The organism is Lachnoanaerobaculum saburreum DSM 3986 (assembly GCF_000185385.1).
GTDB classification, from domain to species: Bacteria; Bacillota; Clostridia; order Lachnospirales; family Lachnospiraceae; genus Lachnoanaerobaculum; species Lachnoanaerobaculum saburreum.
Genome location: NZ_GL622296.1, coordinates 41,201 through 61,444 on the forward strand (window position 1 = coordinate 41,201; position 20,244 = coordinate 61,444).

22 protein-coding genes and 2 pseudogenes are annotated in these 20,244 nt (G+C 35.7%); 5 read left to right on the plus strand and 19 right to left on the minus strand.

Annotated elements, in window-relative coordinates; genetic code table 11:
- Positions 1 to 10 precede the first annotated feature (10 nt).
- Entirely contained in the window at positions 11 to 1,630 is a 1,620-nt protein-coding gene (locus tag HMPREF0381_RS00195; protein WP_008749815.1) for an IS1182 family transposase, read from the plus strand.
- Positions 1,631 to 1,968: 338 nt separating this feature from the next.
- Here HMPREF0381_RS00195 and HMPREF0381_RS00200 read toward each other — a convergent pair whose 3' ends face one another.
- Entirely contained in the window at positions 1,969 to 2,205 is a 237-nt protein-coding gene (locus HMPREF0381_RS00200; protein ID WP_008749816.1) for a hypothetical protein, read from the minus strand.
- A 338-nt stretch (positions 2,206 to 2,543) separates the two neighbouring features.
- Here HMPREF0381_RS00200 and HMPREF0381_RS15815 point away from each other — a divergent pair.
- Positions 2,544 to 3,804 (plus strand): annotated as a pseudogene (locus tag HMPREF0381_RS15815) (IS110 family RNA-guided transposase).
- A gap of 95 nt (positions 3,805 to 3,899) precedes the next feature.
- On the opposite strand, the pseudogene HMPREF0381_RS00210 reads toward HMPREF0381_RS15815, so the two are convergent.
- Positions 3,900 to 5,169: pseudogene (locus HMPREF0381_RS00210) on the minus strand (IS1380 family transposase).
- A 932-nt stretch (positions 5,170 to 6,101) separates the two neighbouring features.
- On the opposite strand from HMPREF0381_RS00210, the gene HMPREF0381_RS00215 reads away from it, so the two are divergent.
- A complete protein-coding gene (locus HMPREF0381_RS00215) occupies positions 6,102 to 7,277 on the plus strand; it encodes an ISL3 family transposase (RefSeq protein WP_040461583.1) in 1,176 nt (391 codons plus the stop codon).
- 206 nt (positions 7,278 to 7,483) lie between these two features.
- Here the strand turns inward: HMPREF0381_RS00215 and HMPREF0381_RS00220 are convergent, their stop codons facing one another.
- Entirely contained in the window at positions 7,484 to 8,401 is a 918-nt protein-coding gene (locus tag HMPREF0381_RS00220; RefSeq protein WP_008749823.1) for an N-acetylmuramoyl-L-alanine amidase family protein, read from the minus strand.
- A gap of 559 nt (positions 8,402 to 8,960) precedes the next feature.
- Between HMPREF0381_RS00220 and HMPREF0381_RS15965 the strand changes: the two genes are divergently transcribed.
- Positions 8,961 to 9,107, plus strand: coding sequence for a PIN domain-containing protein (locus HMPREF0381_RS15965; protein ID WP_008749824.1), 147 nt, complete (start codon positions 8,961 to 8,963; stop codon positions 9,105 to 9,107).
- Between the two features lie 131 nt (positions 9,108 to 9,238).
- Here the strand turns inward: HMPREF0381_RS15965 and HMPREF0381_RS00225 are convergent, their stop codons facing one another.
- Together HMPREF0381_RS00225 and HMPREF0381_RS00230 are read right to left on the minus strand one after the other, a co-directional pair.
- Positions 9,239 to 9,457, minus strand: coding sequence for a hypothetical protein (locus HMPREF0381_RS00225; RefSeq protein ID WP_008749825.1), 219 nt, complete (start codon positions 9,455 to 9,457; stop codon positions 9,239 to 9,241).
- Between the two features lie 47 nt (positions 9,458 to 9,504).
- Positions 9,505 to 9,735, minus strand: a complete 231-nt coding sequence (locus HMPREF0381_RS00230; protein WP_008749826.1) for a hypothetical protein — start codon at positions 9,733 to 9,735, stop codon at positions 9,505 to 9,507.
- Positions 9,736 to 10,811: 1,076 nt separating this feature from the next.
- Between HMPREF0381_RS00230 and HMPREF0381_RS00240 the strand changes: the two genes are divergently transcribed.
- Complete coding sequence (locus HMPREF0381_RS00240) at positions 10,812 to 11,147, plus strand: DUF2442 domain-containing protein (protein ID WP_242824365.1); 336 nt, start codon at positions 10,812 to 10,814, stop codon at positions 11,145 to 11,147.
- A gap of 272 nt (positions 11,148 to 11,419) precedes the next feature.
- Here the strand turns inward: HMPREF0381_RS00240 and HMPREF0381_RS00245 are convergent, their stop codons facing one another.
- From HMPREF0381_RS00245 to HMPREF0381_RS00310, 14 genes are all read right to left on the minus strand, one after another.
- Positions 11,420 to 12,337, minus strand: coding sequence for an N-acetylmuramoyl-L-alanine amidase family protein (locus tag HMPREF0381_RS00245; RefSeq protein ID WP_008749830.1), 918 nt, complete (start codon positions 12,335 to 12,337; stop codon positions 11,420 to 11,422).
- 46 nt (positions 12,338 to 12,383) lie between these two features.
- Positions 12,384 to 12,827, minus strand: coding sequence for a phage holin family protein (locus tag HMPREF0381_RS00250; protein ID WP_008749831.1), 444 nt, complete (start codon positions 12,825 to 12,827; stop codon positions 12,384 to 12,386).
- 52 nt (positions 12,828 to 12,879) lie between these two features.
- A complete protein-coding gene (locus HMPREF0381_RS00255) occupies positions 12,880 to 13,278 on the minus strand; it encodes a type II toxin-antitoxin system HicB family antitoxin (RefSeq protein WP_040460955.1) in 399 nt (132 codons plus the stop codon).
- A 56-nt stretch (positions 13,279 to 13,334) separates the two neighbouring features.
- Positions 13,335 to 13,535 (minus strand): type II toxin-antitoxin system HicA family toxin, encoded by a 201-nt coding sequence (locus HMPREF0381_RS00260; protein WP_008749833.1) that lies wholly within the window; start codon positions 13,533 to 13,535, stop codon positions 13,335 to 13,337.
- 87 nt (positions 13,536 to 13,622) lie between these two features.
- On the minus strand, positions 13,623 to 13,796 hold the full coding sequence (locus tag HMPREF0381_RS00265) for a CD1375 family protein (RefSeq protein ID WP_242824366.1): 174 nt from the start codon (positions 13,794 to 13,796) through the stop codon (positions 13,623 to 13,625).
- A gap of 53 nt (positions 13,797 to 13,849) precedes the next feature.
- Positions 13,850 to 14,128 (minus strand): hypothetical protein, encoded by a 279-nt coding sequence (locus HMPREF0381_RS00270; protein WP_008749835.1) that lies wholly within the window; start codon positions 14,126 to 14,128, stop codon positions 13,850 to 13,852.
- 15 nt (positions 14,129 to 14,143) lie between these two features.
- Positions 14,144 to 15,823 (minus strand): hypothetical protein, encoded by a 1,680-nt coding sequence (locus HMPREF0381_RS00275; RefSeq protein WP_008749836.1) that lies wholly within the window; start codon positions 15,821 to 15,823, stop codon positions 14,144 to 14,146.
- Position 15,824: 1 nt separating this feature from the next.
- Positions 15,825 to 16,274, minus strand: coding sequence for a hypothetical protein (locus HMPREF0381_RS00280; RefSeq protein ID WP_008749837.1), 450 nt, complete (start codon positions 16,272 to 16,274; stop codon positions 15,825 to 15,827).
- A gap of 12 nt (positions 16,275 to 16,286) precedes the next feature.
- Entirely contained in the window at positions 16,287 to 16,904 is a 618-nt protein-coding gene (locus HMPREF0381_RS00285; RefSeq protein WP_008749838.1) for a hypothetical protein, read from the minus strand.
- Positions 16,904 to 18,055, minus strand: coding sequence for a baseplate J/gp47 family protein (locus HMPREF0381_RS00290; RefSeq protein ID WP_008749839.1), 1,152 nt, complete (start codon positions 18,053 to 18,055; stop codon positions 16,904 to 16,906). The genes HMPREF0381_RS00285 and HMPREF0381_RS00290 overlap by 1 nt, the downstream gene beginning before the upstream one ends.
- 1 nt (position 18,056) lies before the next feature.
- A complete protein-coding gene (locus HMPREF0381_RS00295; RefSeq protein ID WP_008749840.1) occupies positions 18,057 to 18,395 on the minus strand; it encodes a hypothetical protein in 339 nt (112 codons plus the stop codon).
- Positions 18,395 to 18,778, minus strand: a complete 384-nt coding sequence (locus tag HMPREF0381_RS00300; protein WP_008749841.1) for a hypothetical protein — start codon at positions 18,776 to 18,778, stop codon at positions 18,395 to 18,397. The genes HMPREF0381_RS00295 and HMPREF0381_RS00300 overlap by 1 nt, the downstream gene beginning before the upstream one ends.
- On the minus strand, positions 18,778 to 19,938 hold the full coding sequence (locus tag HMPREF0381_RS00305) for a phage protein (RefSeq protein ID WP_008749842.1): 1,161 nt from the start codon (positions 19,936 to 19,938) through the stop codon (positions 18,778 to 18,780). The genes HMPREF0381_RS00300 and HMPREF0381_RS00305 overlap by 1 nt, the downstream gene beginning before the upstream one ends.
- Positions 19,925 to 20,242 (minus strand): phage baseplate plug family protein, encoded by a 318-nt coding sequence (locus HMPREF0381_RS00310; RefSeq protein WP_008749843.1) that lies wholly within the window; start codon positions 20,240 to 20,242, stop codon positions 19,925 to 19,927. Before HMPREF0381_RS00310 ends, HMPREF0381_RS00305 begins: the two co-directional genes overlap by 14 nt.
- Positions 20,243 to 20,244: the final 2 nt, after the last annotated feature.

Below are 20,244 nucleotides of genomic sequence, written 5' to 3' on the forward strand. Positions count from 1 at the left end.
AAATATATGTATGCAAACCCATATATTATTACACAAAGATTATACTTTGAACGAGGAAGGATATCAACTAAAACTTCCTTTAAATTTAGAAACTATCATTCCGGTAGATGATTCTGTGCGATTGCTGAGTCAGTTTGTGGAGGCTATGGATTTAACTGACTTATATTCTACTTATAAAAGAATAAATACAGTTTCGCCAAGAACTCTATTGAAGATTGTTTTATACTCTTATATGAATGGAGATTATTCTTCTCGTTCCATGGAACGAAACTGTAAACGAGATATTAATTTTATGTATCTTTTAGAAGGCAAGTCGGTTCCTGATCATGCTACTTTTGCACGTTTTCGCAGTATCCATTTTGCTCCATGTTCAAAAAGAATACTTGCCGAAATGTCTAACCTTCTTTACGAACTTGGAGAAATTTCAGGAGAAATGATTTTTATTGACGGTACAAAAATTGAAGCTTGTGCTAATAAATACACGTTTGTATGGAAAAAAGCAGTAACCAAAAATCAGGCGAAACTTCTCATTAAAATAGCTGATTTTATTGTAGAATGTGAGCAACTTTATGATATTCGTGTTGTTTATGGTGATATTGTTAAAATGAAACATGTAAAAAGGTTGAGAAAAAAACTATATACCTTGAAAAAGAAAGAAAATATTATATTTGTACATGGTATCGGAAAAAGAAAGCCACCACTACAAAAGAGTATAGAAACATTAGAAAAATATCTAAATCGTTTAAGAGGATACACACAAAAACTGCATCTTTGTGGGAAAAGAAACAGTTATTCAAAAACAGATCCTGATGCGACTTTCATGCGAATGAAAGAAGACGCAATGGGAAATGGGCAGCTAAAGCCGGCATTTAATTTGCAACATGGAGTTGATTCCGAATACATTACCTGGTTAACCATCGGACCACAGCCTACAGATACGACCACTTTGATTCCATTCTTAAAGGAAACAGAGAAATATTTGGCATTCAAATATCAGAAAGTCATTGCAGATGCCGGATACGAAAGTGAAGAGAATTATGTCTTCCTGGATCAGAATCAACAAATGGCATTTATTAAGCCATCGAATTATGAAATTTCAAAAAAGAGAAAATATAAAAAAGATATAGGTCGCGTAGAAAATATGGAATACAATGAAAAAAGTGACTCTTATATTTGTAAAAATAATAAAACACTATCATTTACACAGGTTCGGCGTTCTAAATCTAAAACCGGATATGTAAGTGAGAAAAATATTTATCAATGTGAGGAATGCTCAGGTTGTCCTTACAAGAAAGAATGCATCAAAGGAAACAATTGTAAAACTCCAATGGAAGAACGAAATAAAGTCCTTTCTGTAGCAAAGACATTTCTGAAATATCGAAAAGAAGATTTGGAACGAATTTTATCAGAAGAGGGTATTCTTCTCAGAATAAACAGAAGCATACAAGTAGAGGGCTCTTTTGGTGAGTTGAAACAGGATATGCAGTTTCGTAGATATTTGAGTCGTGGTACATCGAAAGTCCTTGCAGAAAGTGTATTACTTGCAATGGCAAAAAATGTGAATAAACTTCACAATAAGATACAAAAAGGAAAAACCGGAAGGCATTTATTTCCTTTGAAGGATGCATAAATTTAGAAAGTTCAAAAATTTAAAAAACCATTTTTGGGGCTTTATTAAAGTGCGCTTTTTTACAAAAAACTGTTTTTATATCATAGACTTTGCAGTTAAGGAATAAAAAAGAACTAAAAAGGAGCCGCCACCTAACGATTGATGAACCGTTAAAGCGACAGCCCCTTTGTTTTTGTGCTTCCATTTTCATTTTGCATATCTGTTATCAAAAAAATTACTATGAAAGTAGTTTTTTCTCTATACACACTCATAAAACAGGTTTGTTTCGCAATTACCTATTTATTGATACTGTGGAAGATATGAATGTATCTATCCCTTTCATCTGTCTCATACATCTTTTATTTTATGGTAATACCATAAACATCATATTCATCAATATGTTTAGACAATTTATTTTCAAATGTTCCTTTGTTATCTAAAACAATGTTGTTAATTAAGTCATACATTCCTTTTACCATTATAACAAAAGAATAACCAAGCCTATCCATCGTTTTGATATTTGATTTACTAAAATAACCCCTGTCCAAAATGAATCCCATCTTTTTGTATCCATAACCGGATGCTTTACCAAGCATTAATTGTAACTGTGAAACATAATTAATACTCCCCGGATGTTTCTCATAAAAATCTCCATTCCGCGGGCAAGCCGCGGCACAAATAGTAATGAAAGTGTTTTACATCTCAACTCTGTGATTTAAAATAGATAGCAAGAAGCTATACTACAAAGCACGAGAGGATGAGTTGTAAAAACTTTCTCTGTTTTAGACAGCATAAAAATCAGTGTAAGTTCTGCCTTTTCAAGCATAAATAAGTGGTATTATGAATTTGTACACTAAGAATTGTTAAAGCTCTTTGTTTTATTGTGTGGCAGTTCAGTCAATGGCTTCTTATCTTTTACAACAGGAGTTACACTATGAAAGTTACTTATCAAACCTGTTGTGGTGTCAATGTTCATAAATCTTTCCTCGTTACCACAATCATCAAACCTACCGCCGGTATTGAACCTTCTTATCAAAAGAAGATATTCTCTACCTTCAACAATTCTATTTTAGACTTTAAATCATGGCTTCTTGAAAATGAATGCCATGATGTATGTATGGAATCCAAAGGTAAATACCGGGGTCCTGTCTTTAATCTTCTCAAAGATCAAAGCAACGTTACCATTGCTAATCCCAAATTGGTTAAAGTTGTTAAGGGTAACAAGGACGATACCAAATATTCTAAATGGATTTGAGACTTATTCTAACCGGGACTTGTGAAAGGCAGCTACATTCCTTGTAAGTTGATCTGTATTCTTAGAGAATACACAAGATATCGTTACAAGCTTGTTCCTTGCCGTTCAAGTGAAAAGAATAGATATCAGAATGCTCTTACTGTTTGTAATATCGCATTAGATTCTGTTGTATTCGATATCTTTGGGAAGTCATCCTCATCCATTATCGATTATCTGCTTGAACAATCAGGTACTACGATTAACCACAAAGAAATCGCTTCAAAACTTCTTAAGAGCCTCAAATCCAAAGAATACGCTGTGATTTAATCTATCGAAGGATATCAGATGACTGATGCCCGGAAATATCGTATGCGCCTAGTACGTGCACATATAGATTATATCACAGCTGAAATCAATGATGTAGATAAACAGATTGAATATTTGATTTCTTCCTATCCTGATTATGATAAAGCTATCCGGTTATTAACTACCATTCCGGGTGTTAAACATGATAGTGCAATTACTATTATCTCCGAAATTGGTATTGATATGTCTCAGTTTTGTAATTCTAAACACTTATGTTGTTGAGCAGGTCTTACCCCCGGCAACAATGAATCTGCCGGTAAAAAGAAATCTGTCAGTATTACAAGTGCCGGTGTCTACCTCAAACCTGCATTAGTACAGTGTTCTCATGCAGCCGTGAAATCTGACAAGTCTCCTTACTACAAAAAGAAATATGAATCCATTGTTAAACGCCGTGGCAAGAAAAGAACTGTTATTGCCATTGCCTGTATGATTCTTACAGCTGTCTACCGGAGAGGTATGGAATCCAAGCGATCTTTACAAAATCGATATGCCTGCACCTTTAGTTGAAAAACAGAAGGCTAAGGCTATCAAGCAAGCAAAAAAACTTTTACAAAAGAAAGGACTGCTTCCTCCTGATGAACCTTTAGCTTCTTGATCAATCTACTAAATCTATATCCTCAAATAAGTTGCCCACTTAAGACAGCTTATTTAAGTACGCCGGTTTATGGCTTACCTCTACTTTCTTTCACACTACTCTTTCTTATGGAGGCAACTGCTACATAATTTAAATATGGTATATCTTGCCGTATGCACCACTTTTGCAACTACTTTTAGCAACTTTAAACGAATAGTATTGATTTGCAGCTTCCTCATATTTGAAGAGAATACAAGTCGTCTAAACCAATTAAACAGGTTATAGGCAAGAACATGCACCTGTAGACGATTTGCATTTACTACCTTGGAGCGACTGCTTACTGAGGAAAAATCAAATCCTGATTTTCCTTCCTTTATAAAGTTTTCCATCTTACCTCTACCACAATAAAACTGAATTACCTGATGTGGTTGTGATTCCATTGTAGTAACAACAAAAGTATATAGGTGAATAAACTGATTATAGGGTTTTTCTACTTTGAAAACTACTCTCCTTGGATGAGACCAACTTCCTGCCTGATAATAGAACTCACCATATTCCACCATATAATCTGTCTGATTTTCACGGGATACCCTAAATAGTGCCGCATCAGCATCTGCAACATATTCTATAAGAGTTTGATTTTGCTTTAAACGAATAGCATACTTACAGTCATTATCTTCACATGCTTTGTATAGATCAGGAGAAGCAAATCCGCTATCTCCACGAAGATAAAGAGGGAGCGATGGATATTTTGCACGGTATTCCTGCAACAGTGGAATCATGAATTTGTCAGCATCATTACTGCAATACTGTGTGCCGTTACGAAGTTCAGCCTTTAAAAGATCACCTGTGATTTTGTCATAGCAAAGTAATGGATGATAACCGTGAGCCTGATAATGAAAGTTAAAGCCTTCGCCTTCCTGCTTGCCATAAGTGTTAAGCAGTGTAGAATCAAGGTCAAACAACATATGCCCCGGTGTCTTAATAGAATAGACAATATCTCGCATTTTTGCATTTATAGAATCAAGCTGTGCAAGAGTATCGTTGTCCATTCTATTCCAAAAACGAGATAATGTAGGTTGAGAGGCCAAGGCCTCTTTTTCCAAAATAGAGGTTAATACCGGATCATTAGTCAGTTCATCTGAACAATCATCATTAAAATAGGCTGCTATAATTTGGTAGAGCATCTGCATAAGGTTATCAGAATATGGATGAATACGGCTGTTTGTATGGTCATTGGTTTTGAAGAGCTTTTTCACAAGCTTTATAAGACCTACCTTTGCAGCGAATTCTTTGATGAGAAGTAGCCCTCCATCAGAAGAGAGATTTCCGCTGTTAAAATTTATTTTTATTGCTTTCAAGTGAAATAGTGTTTAAAATTGACATATAAGGACTTCCTTTCCTTGGCATTGTTTTTTCCACATTAATTTTACCAAGAAAGAGGTCCTTTTTACATTCACTTTTTAGGTGAAAGTAAGAAGGTTTTGTAAATGCAGTAATTATGCGGCTCTTAGCTATAGAAGCAACTATGTTATGAATAATTTAGAAAAAATGCTGAGATTGGTAATACCCAACCCAAACATTAATCATACAATTTTATTTCCTGACAGGGCTTTTATTACATATTGATTTGTCAAATTAAAGTGATATCAAGTTAACACAACAAATTGATTATTACAATATGCTTAATATACTACCAAAAGAGAGGGTGTGTTTTATAGCATATTGCACAAGGAATATCCGTGATACTGCACAATATTCCTTGATATTTCTATGCAATACACCAAAAGTGCTTTTTAAATCTTAAGTATTAATGTAATCTATTGTCAAAATAGGCATAGTTGGTATAATAGAACCATCAAATGTTTTTCATGGTTTTTGGTTTGGTATCTGATGTAATCTATGGGAAATGCACTTTCCGCTCTAATTAATCTAAGTTTCTAAAAAGTTCTAAAAACCATGATATAGTCGGTGCATCGACTTTGGGCACGTAGCTGTACAGTCAAGTGTATAACAGATTGCTTGGCTGTACAGTTGCGTATAGGTATTTTAAGATAGAGTCGGTTGAATTTCTTTGGTATAATAAAGGAGAAGGGTATGAAAAGTAAGGATATAACACAGAAGATGCTTGAAAGATATAATGATGTATTTGCAGATATATTAAATGTATTGTTATTTAACGGTAAGAGGATAATAGAAGAAAGGTTGTATAATTAATGTTGGGGTTGGGTATTACAATTCTCAACATTTTTTATTATAATAAAAAACCTCCAAGTCCCCAGTTCAACACAAAAACTATACTTGGAGGAGGTGTCCATATGAACGACCTGAATAAGATTTTAGGCATTTATGATATAAAAGTCAATGTTAATTGTGTAAAAGACGATGATATCTCGTTTCTTATTACAACCGACCCTAAACCACATAAATGTCCGCAATGCAATAATGCAACTGCTAAGGTACACGATTACAGAACTCAAAAGATTAAAGATATACCTTTTCAAAATAAATCTTGTACCTTACGCCTTAAAAAGAGACATTATCATTGTCCTAACTGTGGCAAACACTTTTATGAATCATATGATTTCATTTCAAGGTATCTGCATAGAACTCAAAGACTGACCAAGTTTATTACTCATTCTTTCTATGACTCGATAAACATTAAGCATGCATCTGTCCGAGCTAATGTCTCTACCCACACTGTATATAAAGTACTTGGCACTCTTAACAATTCATCTGATAGGATTGGAGAAGCTATATCAATAAATGAGTTTAAAGGTAATGTAGGAACTGAAAAGTATCAAACTATCGTTGTCGATCCTATAAAACATAAGGTATTAGATATACTCTACTCCAGAAAGAGTACATGTTTGGTTGAATATTTTAAGTCTCTTGATAAGTCTAAACGTATGAATGTAAAATATTTCTCATGCGATATGAATAAGACTTTCATAGATATGGCTAAAACATATTTTCCAAATGCTAAAATAGTTATTGACAGGTACCATTTTATAAGGCAGGTATATTGGGCTCTTGAGAATGTAAGAAAGAATGTGCAAAAGAACATGTCAAAGACTCTTAGAAGGTACTACAAGCGAAGCAGGCACATCATAACGACAAGAGAATCAATTCTGTCTGAAGAAAATAAGGCAACACTTAGACTAATGTTAGAGTATTCAGAAGACTTAAGGAAAGCATATTTCATAAAAGAGCTGTTTATCAAGCTACTTGATGAAAAATCATACTCAAAACAACGAGTGCTCCTTCACGAATGGCTGCTTGAGGTAGAAAGTTCCGGTATAAAAGAGTTTAATGCAGCAATCACAGCATTCAGAAATAATTACAAATACATCTTAAATTCACTTAAGTACCGACATATATCAAATGGACCTACAGAAGGGTTTAATAACAAGATAAAAGTACTTAAAAGAATATCTTATGGTGTACGTAACTTTAAATATTTTAGGAATAGAATTTTAATGGCAACAGGTTAAAAAATGACCGGGGACGAGGTCTTTTTGTTGTGCAAAAAAATATTTATCAGATTTTAAATATATCCTGCCCGACAAAATAGTAAGTACAAAAAATTTCAAATATAAAAAGTGGGCTGAAAAATCAACCCACCCCAACACTTGACAAAGAACCTAATTTCCCTGCTCCAAATAAATTTATATTATAGCTCAATATATGCAATATCGAATTATTTTACCCATCTTCCTGAAGCGTCAAGTCTATATCCGTCTGAAGTAGTTGTATTGCTTAACATTGCTCCTGACGGACTCATGTAGTACCAATCATTTCCTGACTGTACCCAGCCTGTAGCCATAGCACCTGAAGGATTCATGTAATACCAGTCATTTCCTGACTGTACCCAACCTGTAAGCATTGCTCCGCTTGCATTAAAGAAGTACCATACTCCGTCTATTTGTCTCCAGCTTGTAGCAATATATCCATCTCCGTCAAAGAAGTACCATATGCCGTCAACCTGCTTCCATGTATTAGTTACATAGCTTCCGTTAGATTCTTTATACTTCCATCCTCTATCAGTGTTTTCCCAACCCTGAGATGATGTATTTGCAGATGAACCCATATCTACATAAAAGTAACCTACTCTATTTGCATTTTTTTCATTGAAGTAGCTTCCCTCAAAATCATATGGGAGTGCAGCATTTCTACCTGTGTCCTTAGAAAAAGATATTATAACATCCTGTCCGGTATATGCTTTATATCTGCTTCTTTGTAATATAGGGTCACCAATACTATAATTACTTATTGTAAGTGGTGAATACTCCGTTGCTCTTTCCAGAGACAATGCAGGAGCTGCAAAAGCCGAATTCTTATAGTTAAACATAATAATATTATTTTCTTTATTAATTGCTCCCGAAGGATCATAGAAATATGTCTGCATATACTTTGAATCGCCCACATTCATACTTAGAACAGCATCTTTCGTAATAACCGGCATGGTTATCTCTGTTCCAAGCGGTGAGGTCCAAGTGTAAGTCCTTCCGGTATCTCCGCTTTTTATTGTGACATCAGGATTGCTTGATGTAAAAGCAAATGCATTAAAGCACATAAGCGCAGAAAAAGCTGCTGTCAATAAAAATAGTTTCTTCATAAATACTCCTTTCAGCCATACCCGTCTTACTTAACTATACTTATATCTCACCTGGTAACAGTAATGAACCGCTACCTAGATATCTACGAAAAAGAAATGGATATAACTAAAAAATATATTTTCTAATAGTTTATAAAACTATAGAATACAATTATATACTCTTAACTTTCATTTTGTCCTTACTTACACAATACCAACTTTTCACATATAAAGGACTCCGGTACAATATCTCTCTTCTCAAAACTTTATGCAACGATTATATATATGTATATATATATTGTCAATATTGACTTATATATCTTAATATAAAATTAAAATTTCATATTCTTTGCTTGTATTTTATCCGATATATTTTCAGGTTCTACGCTCAATATCTCATTTCATAGCATTTGTTATCATTGACAGGATATGCACTTATTAAACTCATTTAATAAAATCTACTTACATTTTGGTAAACTACGGCAAAGTTCTCAATTATGTCCAAAATTGTGTCTTTTACCGAGATACTGCACTCAGAAATTAGTCAAATAAGAATATTTCCGTTCCATGGCTAATTGCAATGGCTTTAAATGCTACTATAATCACTGAAGAAAGTACAATTAACATAGGGCTTTCAACAAAAAATCCGTCAAGAAACACTAAAGTTTCTGATGTCAAAAAACATTTTGGAGTAAAGTGTGAAAATCTGTTTTACTTTATGATATGAATGAAGTTTGTGCTTTAAATTCTCACAATAGAAACAACCGTACTGCCTTGGTAGAAGAATTAATATTTAAATGTAAAGGGATTTGAATCAATAAACGGTTCAAATCCATTTTATATACTAAATTTATTTTCCTAAAATATCTTCACTCTCTTACCGGTTATTTCATCTATTTTGTAGAAATAATCCTTTACTATCCCTTTCTCATATCCACTGATATCTGCTGTTGGATACAGCTCATTCAGGTGCTTTCTTACTTCCATATCTCCTGCGTCAAGCCCTTTAAATTCATACCTTCTTTTATCCCACTCTTCATATGTGATTATTTTCATAAATTCTTCTTTCAAACTCATAATACTTACCTATATAAATTTTTATATGATATTTTTACTCAATACCATTATAGTAATTCTTTCTCTAAATCAAAGTCCAACCCAATTTCCTCTAAACTTATTTCTCTTACACTAAGTTCTGTCCTTAAAATATCCAATATTTCATAGTATGCCAATGCTCTTCCGTCCTTAAAACTGTCTTTTTTATCATCTTTTGATTCTTTGACTGCTTCTCTCGCTCTTTCTACTATTCTTCCCACAATATAGGCTATTCCATCAATACTTATGTTATCGGCCATATTCTCCTCCTTTACTCAAATATCTTTAACAGCTTCTCAATGGTGTTTCGTGCTTTCTTCCGATAGTAATATTTTCTCTTTTAAAATATTTTGCAATTTTTTCAGCTCTTCTTCTGCCGAAATTCTCTCGTAATTCCGAAAATAAATTCTGTTTTTATCATTTTTAAGTAAAAAAGTTTTCATTATGATATACAAACCTCCGTAAGAATTACTTTACCACAATATTGTCATCCCACTCGACGATTTCAAACATATCAGGAGGATACAAATAATCGTCACCTGAATCATCTATAATTCTATACCAACCACGTTCTATAGATATTACATCATAAATCTTATTATTTGTTAATGCTAAAAATCTGTTTTACCAAGCCATTTAACCTTCATTTCTTTATTCAAATCACCTTTTATTTACAAAGTTCACAATCAGGTATATAACCTATCTCTATCTCCTTTTCTCGGATCCTCACCCTCTTTAGGCTTAGGATATACTTCTGTAAATATTCCATTCTCAAATCCAATGCTATGTATTAATTTCGGATACAAACTATCTAAATGGTCTATAATATCTCTGTCTCTAAAATTTAGACTTTTAAATTCCTCTCTCCAAATATATTATTCGCAGCAATTCATTTTGGCAACTTACTTTCATTTTATCATCTATTCATAGCGTTTCAACTAATGTTTTTATTAATTATTGTAAATCACCCTTTACTTTGATTGTATTTAAATTAATTACTGGCGTAAATAACAAAAGAGACACCTATATCAAGTGTCTCTATACTTCCATTTTATCTATAGGAAAGTAAGTCGGAGTTGCACCGGCCTTTTCCCCGTAGGGCTGTATACCTCCTATACGATTACCTTCCGGTTGTATTATCTCATAATTATCAGAAATTGTCAATTCCTAATATATATGAAAAACGCACACTTCTTCTTATAATTTTTTTTTTTAGTGTTTCATATTTACAAATAAAGTTATATAATTACACTATCTTAATATAAAAGGCGTTCCGGAGATTAGAGAGTTATAGATCTTAGTGGGCTAATCAACATAAACAGGAATTGATTAAAATGTGGGAAACTCAGGAGTTTACAGAACTTCCACCATTAGGATAAATAGAAAGGTTATATATATGTTTCATACTATTAAAAGTATAAAACCATTAAATGATTATATCTTACTTGCTACATTTACTGACAACACAGTAAAAATATATGACGTAAAGCCACTTTTTACTACTATAGATGCCTTCAAGTCATTACAGCATACTCCGGGCTTATTTGAACAGGTAAAAGTAGATGTCGGTGGATATGGTATCTCTTGGAATGATTATTTGGATTTATCATGTGATGACATACGGGAAAAAGTAATAATACAAGACAAAGAAAAGATATTTAAATACGCTTAATCTATGCGACAAAATTGCGACATTAGGAAATTTGCGACACGTTTGCGATATAAAATTGTCGTAAATTTTGGTCAAATCAATGTACTACAATAAATCAAAAAACGGCTCAAAGCCTTGTAAATCAAAGCTTTGAGCCTTTTCACACTGATGAGACACCCGGGACTCGAACCCGGGACAACTTGATTAAAAGTCAGTACTTTAAAGTACCTTTAAGCCTCGTAAATACTGACTTTCTTCTCATTATATTAGACATTTATTAGACTTCGTATTTTTTACTCTATAACTTCATATTTACTTAGATCAGGCGCATCTGTATCAAGTTCTTTCTTATATACGCCATTTTCATCTACAAAGAAGTACAGCTTTTCGCTTGCGTCTTCTATATAGCCGCTTCTTGCCATAAGACCTGATTGAGTAAGGTAGTAAGACTTGCCGTCAACATCCACCCACTGTTCGCTGAGCATAGCACCGTCGGCAGGATTCATATAGTACCAGTCTTCTCCCTGCTTAAACCAGCCTCTAATCATAAAGCCTTTTTGGTCAAAGACGTACCAACGACCATTTATGTATGCCCACCTGCCTGCGACAATACTCTGTGGTGTGTCGGCATACCACCACTGGCCGTCGCTAGAGACATTCCAGCCAAGCGGATATTCTACCTGCACAGGTTTAGTCTTCTCCGCTTTCTTTCCATTTTCAAGTGCTATGGCGGTATGGTGAAATTCGTACAGAAGTATATCTCCACGCTTTAAGTACTCATCCGATAGCAAGTACTTAGGAGCAGATAAGAGCTCAAATTCTCCAGTTTGTAAAAGAGCCTTAGCCTCATTACCTGTATAGATATCGCCCGATACTTTTATGCCCGCTGCATTAACACATACCGCCACCAAAGCACTACAATCAGTTTCGCAAAGTGTTTTTACATCTTCTATCTTCCAGCCGTTAGACTTTGCAATGCTATATAGGGTGGTTCTCTGATTTTGGTCGTATCCAATATAGTCGTTTTTGCAGGCTTTTTCCATAGTTACTGCTATCTTCTCTGCCTTTGCGACATCTTTGCACCTCAAAACCTTGTTCCATGGTCTGCTGTACCACTCACGGATTGCGACCTCTCTACCATCCTGATCGCCTGCTATACCACCACTGTATCTGCCTCTTTCATCTCTACTTGCCTGTCCAATTTTAATCATATCTTTTTATCCTTTCTCGAATTAAAAAAGAGAGCCAAAGCCCTCTTTATTCTTTTTCCTCAATCTCTATAAATTCCCCTGTGTTCTTCTTTAAAAAGGCTTTTACTGTAATCCATACCCTACGTACAGGTAAACCTGACAAGGTCATATTCTTAAGTACTGAAAGCACCTCATACACTATGTAAAGTAGTGCAAAAAACTCCATCACTGTAATATCCTGCAAGTGTATATACTCTCTTAAAGTATCAGGTACAAACCCTATAAGATTTACCGGACATAAAATATCCACAAATACCAGGCATACCAAAGATAAAAGCATTCCCACCTTACGGATACCACCGTCAATACCTACACTGGAGTTAAAAGCCCTATCCTTAGCGGCTCTTAGACTACCGAAAATTACATCCATTACAATCATAATCACTACAAGTTGAAAAAGAGTATTCCCCCTCATTACAGTAAAAACCGGTCTAAAAATATCAAAATGCATATTGCTCCTTTCTTTGCAATAAAAAAGCACCCTTTTTGGTGCTTTAAAATAATTATAAAATCTGCTGTTTTAGTGCTTCCTGTAACACTTGCGAAAAGTTTATATTTCTTTCAAGTGCCGCCGCATTTAGCCAAGCAGGCAATGTTACTGTTCTGTTTACAGATTTATTTACATTAGCATTTCTAATGCTTGGCATGTAAACATCCACCAACACAGCTCTTTCATTATCCTCTAATTCCATATCGCACAACCTGCTTGCAGGTGGTATAGGTTCTCCATCCTCTTCAAGGCCATTAAGTACACATCCCAGTAAATCTCTGGCGGATAAAAGTGCGTCTTTCTCGTCCTCACCACTTGTAGCACAATCTAAGTCGGGAAATGTTACCGCTATCTCTTTTCCGTCCTCATATGTAAATATAGCAGGATAATAATATCTATCAACTTTCTTCATATAGCTCTCCTTATATAAAAATATGTAAATCATCAAGAGGGAAGCCCCCGTCAGGGCTATTGAAACTTTAACCCTGACTGTCTTTCAATGCTTCTAAGTGTTTTAGGTGGTATATCCTTGTCCGGATGCTTAACCGTTGTTCTCCCTTTTTTAGTTGGGTGTTTGAACTGTAAGTGACTGGTTCCGTTTTTAGGTAATTCATACCATCCATCTTCTTTTAACATCTTTATGACTTCCCTTGATGAGTAACTTTTCATTTCTTACCTCCTTATGACTATACAATAACACATATAATTATATTTGTCAATAAGGTTTACACATATTTTTATATTTGCCATATAAAGTTAGCTTGCATTAGAAGGTGTTGCCTGAGCTTCATCCTCTATTGCAAGTTCTCCGGCATCCAAATCTATCAATGCCTGCTTTACATAAGGCTTTAGCTTAGCAGGTACACTCTTAAAAGTCCTCTTGCCTCTAATAATCAGCTGTGCATATAAAATACTTAAATTCTCAAACATATACTTTCTTTCCTTTCTTGAAAATAAAATTGTTACTATATAGAAAAACATTCTCATGCTTTACTACCGCCATTCATAACTACATCTGTCAACTCTGCAATACCTGCTGAATTAAGTTCAGCCTGCTTTTTTACAGCCGCCAGCTCTGCCGCATTTGTCATAGGTGTTGCATGTGACACCGCAACATGTTCTTTTTTGCTTGTGTCTATACTGTCTATGACATTACCGTCAGGCACTTCGAATGTTCCTATCCTAATATTTTCTATATCCGCCTGTTCAGATGCTATCGACACCACCGTGCCGTCAGTTTTATAAAATACTGTATATTTCATGTTTTTACCTCTTTCTTAAAGCCTAAATGATATTGAGCTGTGAGCATAAATGTAAACATTGAGTTTTGTCACACCAAGCAACTGATTCGGTCCGTGATGAACCAGGCTTATATTGCCTGCTCCATCCCTTATGATTTCAATCTGTACAGGTACATTTCTTATATACGTCCCTATAAGATTGCTATCACTTTTGGATACCGGGATTCTCCCAATCAAGTAATGACCGTTCCCCTTATCTCTCCTCAAAAAACCGTCATAGACATCCTCTCCTACAAGGTCTACCCCAAAGAAAACTGTTTCACTTCCCGAATATGCATTGCCCAACGAAATTACCTGTTCAAGATTAGACATACTTATTTCCAGATTCGCCGCAACTGTATAGTCATTAACCTTGTCAGTGAAGTCTCTCGTGCCTGTAACGCCGTTGATATTGATACCTTTAACAACGTTCTGCGGATATAGGTTTGGTGAGGGTAGGAAAGCATAGTTTGCACCTGCTAAAACATGCCCATTTGCTATTTTTACAACTATTCCACGTCCACGGCCTGCATAGGTATCATCCCATGCAAAGCCTTCGTTATTTACAGCACTTATTACATCACCTGTATTACATACCCAGTAAGGTATATTGCCTTGAATGCCTAATATATTTATATCATTGAGCATCTTATCGGCTCTTATTCCTAAAGCATTAGCTAAATCTCCATAATTTACTTCTACGATAGGAGGATATTGTCCTGAATTTGGATAGTATCCTTGTTGAAATCGGAACCCAAACTTTTTAGGATTAGTCCAGTTAATATTGACTATTTCTAACGCCATATTTTCATTCGGATGTGACACTATCTGGCCGAGTACGCCTGCCACATTGTGCCCCTGTAACATCTTAGACCCGTCAATCCCAAACAGATTTTTTAATTGCTCATAAGTAAGATAAAGATAAGCCTCATGAGTATGACCTTGAGGGTCAGTCCATGGGGCTCTGTGATACCAACCGTTTTTGAATAGTATATATAGTCTGCCGCTACCGTCTTCTCTAATCTGATAATAGCTTACACCCGCACTTTCTCCTCTATCCGAGATTTGACCCCGTTCGCCTAAAGTGGTTATAGTGTCTATAGTTAATTCAGGGTGATAATTAATACTGCTTTTTATCAAGGTTCTTTTTATTCGTATCCATGGATTCCAGCTCTGCGTTCTGTCCGCATTCCAATACCTTATATAAGCCGCTTCCGGGATACGGGTTACATAACTATCATTGCCATGATCGTTATAGTACCAAAGTTCCTCCATTGAATCGGCATCACTGGTAACAGGAAAACTACCTTGAAAATTTACACCGTTTTTACTTGTAGCCGTAGCTCCTGACAGCACTTGATTGGGGCTTGCATTTCCTAAAACATCCGCATCTACTTCTACATGTGGAATATTGTCATTTCTAGTGTAGTATGCACTACGCTGTGGCAAGTGCATGTAGAAAGCATTTCTATTTTTGTCCAACCCGTATTCAGTAGTCCTTGTTTTACTATAGTTATCTTGAGCTGTGTCTACTACCCGAATTGCTCCTTCCACCACCTCATCATCACTATCTCTGGTGACCGTCTTATATCCTTTCAGCACTTGAGCTTTGCCTGCCGTCACGTCATCAGACGTAACTCCGCCTCCAAAACTTCCTGGTATTAAAATCTTACCCATATCACACCCCCTTTAAGCCAACCTTTATATCGGCACCGGGCTTTTTATAAGCATAAAAAATGACACTACTGTTTTTAGTGTCACCGTCAAAAATAAAAGAAAAGTTCTTTTCATACACTTTCACAAGCCTGTCATTGTTTTGAATACTCTTATCAATCCTTTTTACCAAAGTGGGATTGTCATCCGCCTTGATGCCGAATACGGCAACCTCCTGTTCGTAAAAATCCCCTTCAGCCACCCAGCCATTGACTGTAAGAGTAACATCTATTACTCTTCCGATTTCATCAGCCTTGCCCCTAAGCTCTTTAATTGACTTATATATCCTGTTAAACAGCCAATTAAAAAATGCCGCCGGTGGCTTATATCCCGCCACAAAGCCTGTGTTTTGAAGCGACTCGGGCGGTGCACTTCCTACAGCTTCCCACTTCGGTAAATCTTCATTAAATTGCATACATACTCCTCTCTAGCTCAAAGGCAAAACAGGTGCGTTATCATCGTCTCCCAGCATAAGCCCAAGGTATCCTCCAAAACTGTTGTTCAAATCTGCAAAACCTTTAGACTCGTCATATACATTCTCACTGCTGTCAAATTCAAAAGTCCCCTCAAAACCATCCGTTATAATTCCAACACCTATAGGTAAGAGCTGCTTTATAAGCTGTATCGCCTGTCTGCTTGAAAATCCGCTGGCAATGAGTGTTGAGAGAGGGATAGACCTTATACGAACATTCCCGCCCTTTGCATCTTCCACTATAAGTTCATCACTGTTATCTCCTACCCCAAGCATAGACCTGGCAACTCTTATGACAGAATCATAATTACCTGTTACAAGATTCCTACCTATACGCATGTACAACAGATATCTGTATTGACTATCGTCTAAACTGCCCCTTGGCTGGCCTATCATAGTCCCAAAGCGTTCCAAGGTTGCACCATAAGCCTTAGTTAAGTCCTTAGATTCTCTTGTGTCATTGATGTCGTTCATCAACTTATCGACAGCAAGATGTCCTATTTCAAGAAGCTTATAATTATTGCTTTCAGTATCCTTTCTATAGCAGTCGGGAAGTAAGTAAGCTTTATTCATTAAACCACCTCCACACTTATATTTGAGACATCAATTCTTGCTATTTCCTGTTCTCCAATAGTAATATCTCCATTCCCAAGAGACTGTCCCGACTTTCCAATTTTAAGTTCAGCTACACTTACAACGCCGTCAACTTTATGTATATATCCGAATACACTTGTATAATATACATCCTCTCCATTTGCCAAATTATTGATAAAATTAGCAATATTCTCTTTTATTTGATTTATTCCGGCGCTTCCAAAATACTGATTAGTCTTTATTTTTATTACTATACTCAATGCAGTTTTAGTAGTTGCAAAAAACTTTATAGTATGAGGTTTCCCCCAAGCATCATGCACAGTTTTTTCTATATCACCGATACACCGGATACCAAGAGGTTTCTTATCAAAAATGGCTTTTGCTATCTGATCGTACTGACTTTCCGGCGCAAGGACATAGCAGGCAAAGCTGTGCGGTGGAATAGTTGTGCTGATATCACTATCATTACTTACAACTGATACTCCGTCAACTAAAGGAACACGATAGATTGCACCTTTAATGGCACTCTCAGTAGAGCTCCCCGCACCTGCTAAAGAATTAGCAAATCGAATTCTAAAGTCCTTATCACTCTCAAGCTCCTCGCCTTTTTGGATAATATGTATAAACTCCACCGAATCAATACCCATTCTGGGATTTTGAATATCCAATCTTTCGCCTGTTGAAAGATTGCCAATCTCTCCGTCATCCACACAATTAGCTACTACTGTAGCCTCACCTTTACTGTCTATTATATATTCATTTACTACATAAAAACTTGTTTTATCACTTTTAAGCAAAAAAGCTGAAGGTATGGACTCTCCTGCTGTTCCTCTTATTTTTACCTCAATTCTTGCTTGAGTTGCCTGATTTCTGCTTACTGCGGCAAAAGGACCCAACCTGTCAAGACTCTGACCTCTTGCGGTATTTGGAAAGCTTGAGTAGTACAAATCTTCCAAAGTCTCATAGCAAATATTTAAATCAAAAACATTTATTCTTATGAATTTACCAAGAACTGATTCTTCTGATGTATCAATATCATTGCCCAAAAGAACCTTAGCCCTGTTAATTTGAGCCTGCAAAATCTCATCATAGGACGGTCTTACAAAGCCCTTATCAGTAATACAGCTCAAATTACACCTCCATTTTAAGCTCCTTGCCGTTAATATTCATATTTATAATCAAATGCCTGTTTGCACTGTCTTCAACAAATTCAATATTATCTACTGCAAGGCTACTATCTATCTGATTTACAGCTTGCCTTATTTCATCTTTGATAAGTTGATAATTAGGGTTCTTTACAAATATGCTTCTCTGATCCAGCCCCTCTTTTTTATCAAGCCACCATTCACCATAGTTTGTTAGTAAAATCTGCCGTATCTTTTGAATGATAAGGTCGCTACCCTCCACCATTTCAATTCTATTTTTATTTACTGTCACATCACCTTTGTTATCTAATGAAAAGCATTTCATCACAGTACTCCTATAACTACAGCAAAAGATATCTCATGATGTCCGAGTCTTGGAGTAGCCATACCCCCATGTCTGGTTTCGCTTATATCCCTATCTGCACAAACACAAAAAACAATATCCCCTGCCTGTACCTTTTTAAACTTTACACACTCATTTCCCGTTGCTTGGCAGATAAAACTTTCATACTTGCCACAACTGCTTATAACAGGGCATGCGGTAATGATTGCAGGCACACTTGACTCTCCTCCTACAGCTTTATTCATGGCCAACGGCTGTATTGTAGCAATATCCCCACTTGTACTTACAATCTTAGCAATAAATCCTGTATGAACATTTAAAAGTGCCTGTTCTATAGCATCATTTATATATGTACTATTCGCCATTACCTCACCTTTCCTCCAAGCTTTCTAATCATCTCAAGATTTTGTCCGGCACTGCCTTTGTAATCTGAAATGCCCAAAGTTTCCGCGATCTTGGCTCTATATGCAAAAGAGCTGTCAGAGCCTACACTTGCCAATCCGTCAACGATAGAAACTCCCGTATACCTTGATAAATCAGGAAGCCCGTTATTTTTATTGCCGGTATCTGAATTATCAGTTTTTACTTCCTGCTTAGGACATTCTATCGCTTTTACTTTTGTCAAAAAATCTGAACCGTCATAACTGTGATGCCCTTCTCTTACTCTATATCTGCCGTTTACATTCTTAGACCTTATATTAAGGATAGAACCTGTACTGATTCTATGCTGTAAAAGCATAGTAACCTCATACCCTTTTACGGCATCCTTATATTCCTCCACACTTATTTCTTCTTCAAACTCGGAAAGACTTATAAGACCCGTATCTACGCTTAAAGAAAAATTGGTATCATCTCCCTCACTTATAGACTGCACATATATTTGGCCTTTATTAATATATGCAGATACTCCACAGACCTGCGCTTGCTTTTTTATTGTTTCCATTATGCCGGCATCAACAGTTAAGCCGTCTTTGTACACAAAATCACGCTTAGTAGAAAACTTGGCTATCGGCAGTCCAACTTTTGTTAACAGGTCATTAAGTATGGTTGAAGCCTTAGAGCCTTTCACATAAGCTAAATTCTCAATTTTCCTTTCAATCCTGTCTACACTGTCAATCACCTTTACTGTAGTAACTTTATCTAAATCATCAAAAATAGTCTTTACATGTGAAATAAATCCGCTAAGTATAATGCCTGTATCTTCTTTATAGCCGGCTGTAAGTGTGACTTTCTCGCCTTTTTTAATATTCTGAATAGTAGTATCCGACAAATTATATAAGATAATTTCAGACTCATTCGCCTCTGTATCATCATCAAATTCCACATCAAACTCAAGGTCCAAATTATTGGAATTTATAGACACATTACCCGTTTTCATCATAATATTTCTTTTAAAAAGAGCGTTATCTCCTCCGGAAGTTTCGATATTAATTGCCTGTTCCAGCTCCATAAAAGACTTGATTATCCTGGAAGAATTCCCACTTTTTCTAATATTAATATATCTGCTCATATCAATCCTTACCATTATCAATAGTCAAAAAAACTGTACTTGTAAAATTATCCCATGTGATTTCTTTCGCCTCATCAGATTCATCAATAGGCTCTATCCTCATCATAGGAAAGCTCCCGGCTCTGTATATGTCTCCAAAAAGCTCAACACCGTAAATCAAAGCGTCAATACCCAGTATCTCATTTCCTCTTTTTAACCTACAAGTAAAAAGGTCTGCCGCCTTATTGTAAGCAAACCTTAAATTAAACTTATCGGAGCCCAGAATAATATCAAACCCATAAGGTATTAAATCTTTTTTAATAGGTATCCTGTCTCTCATAT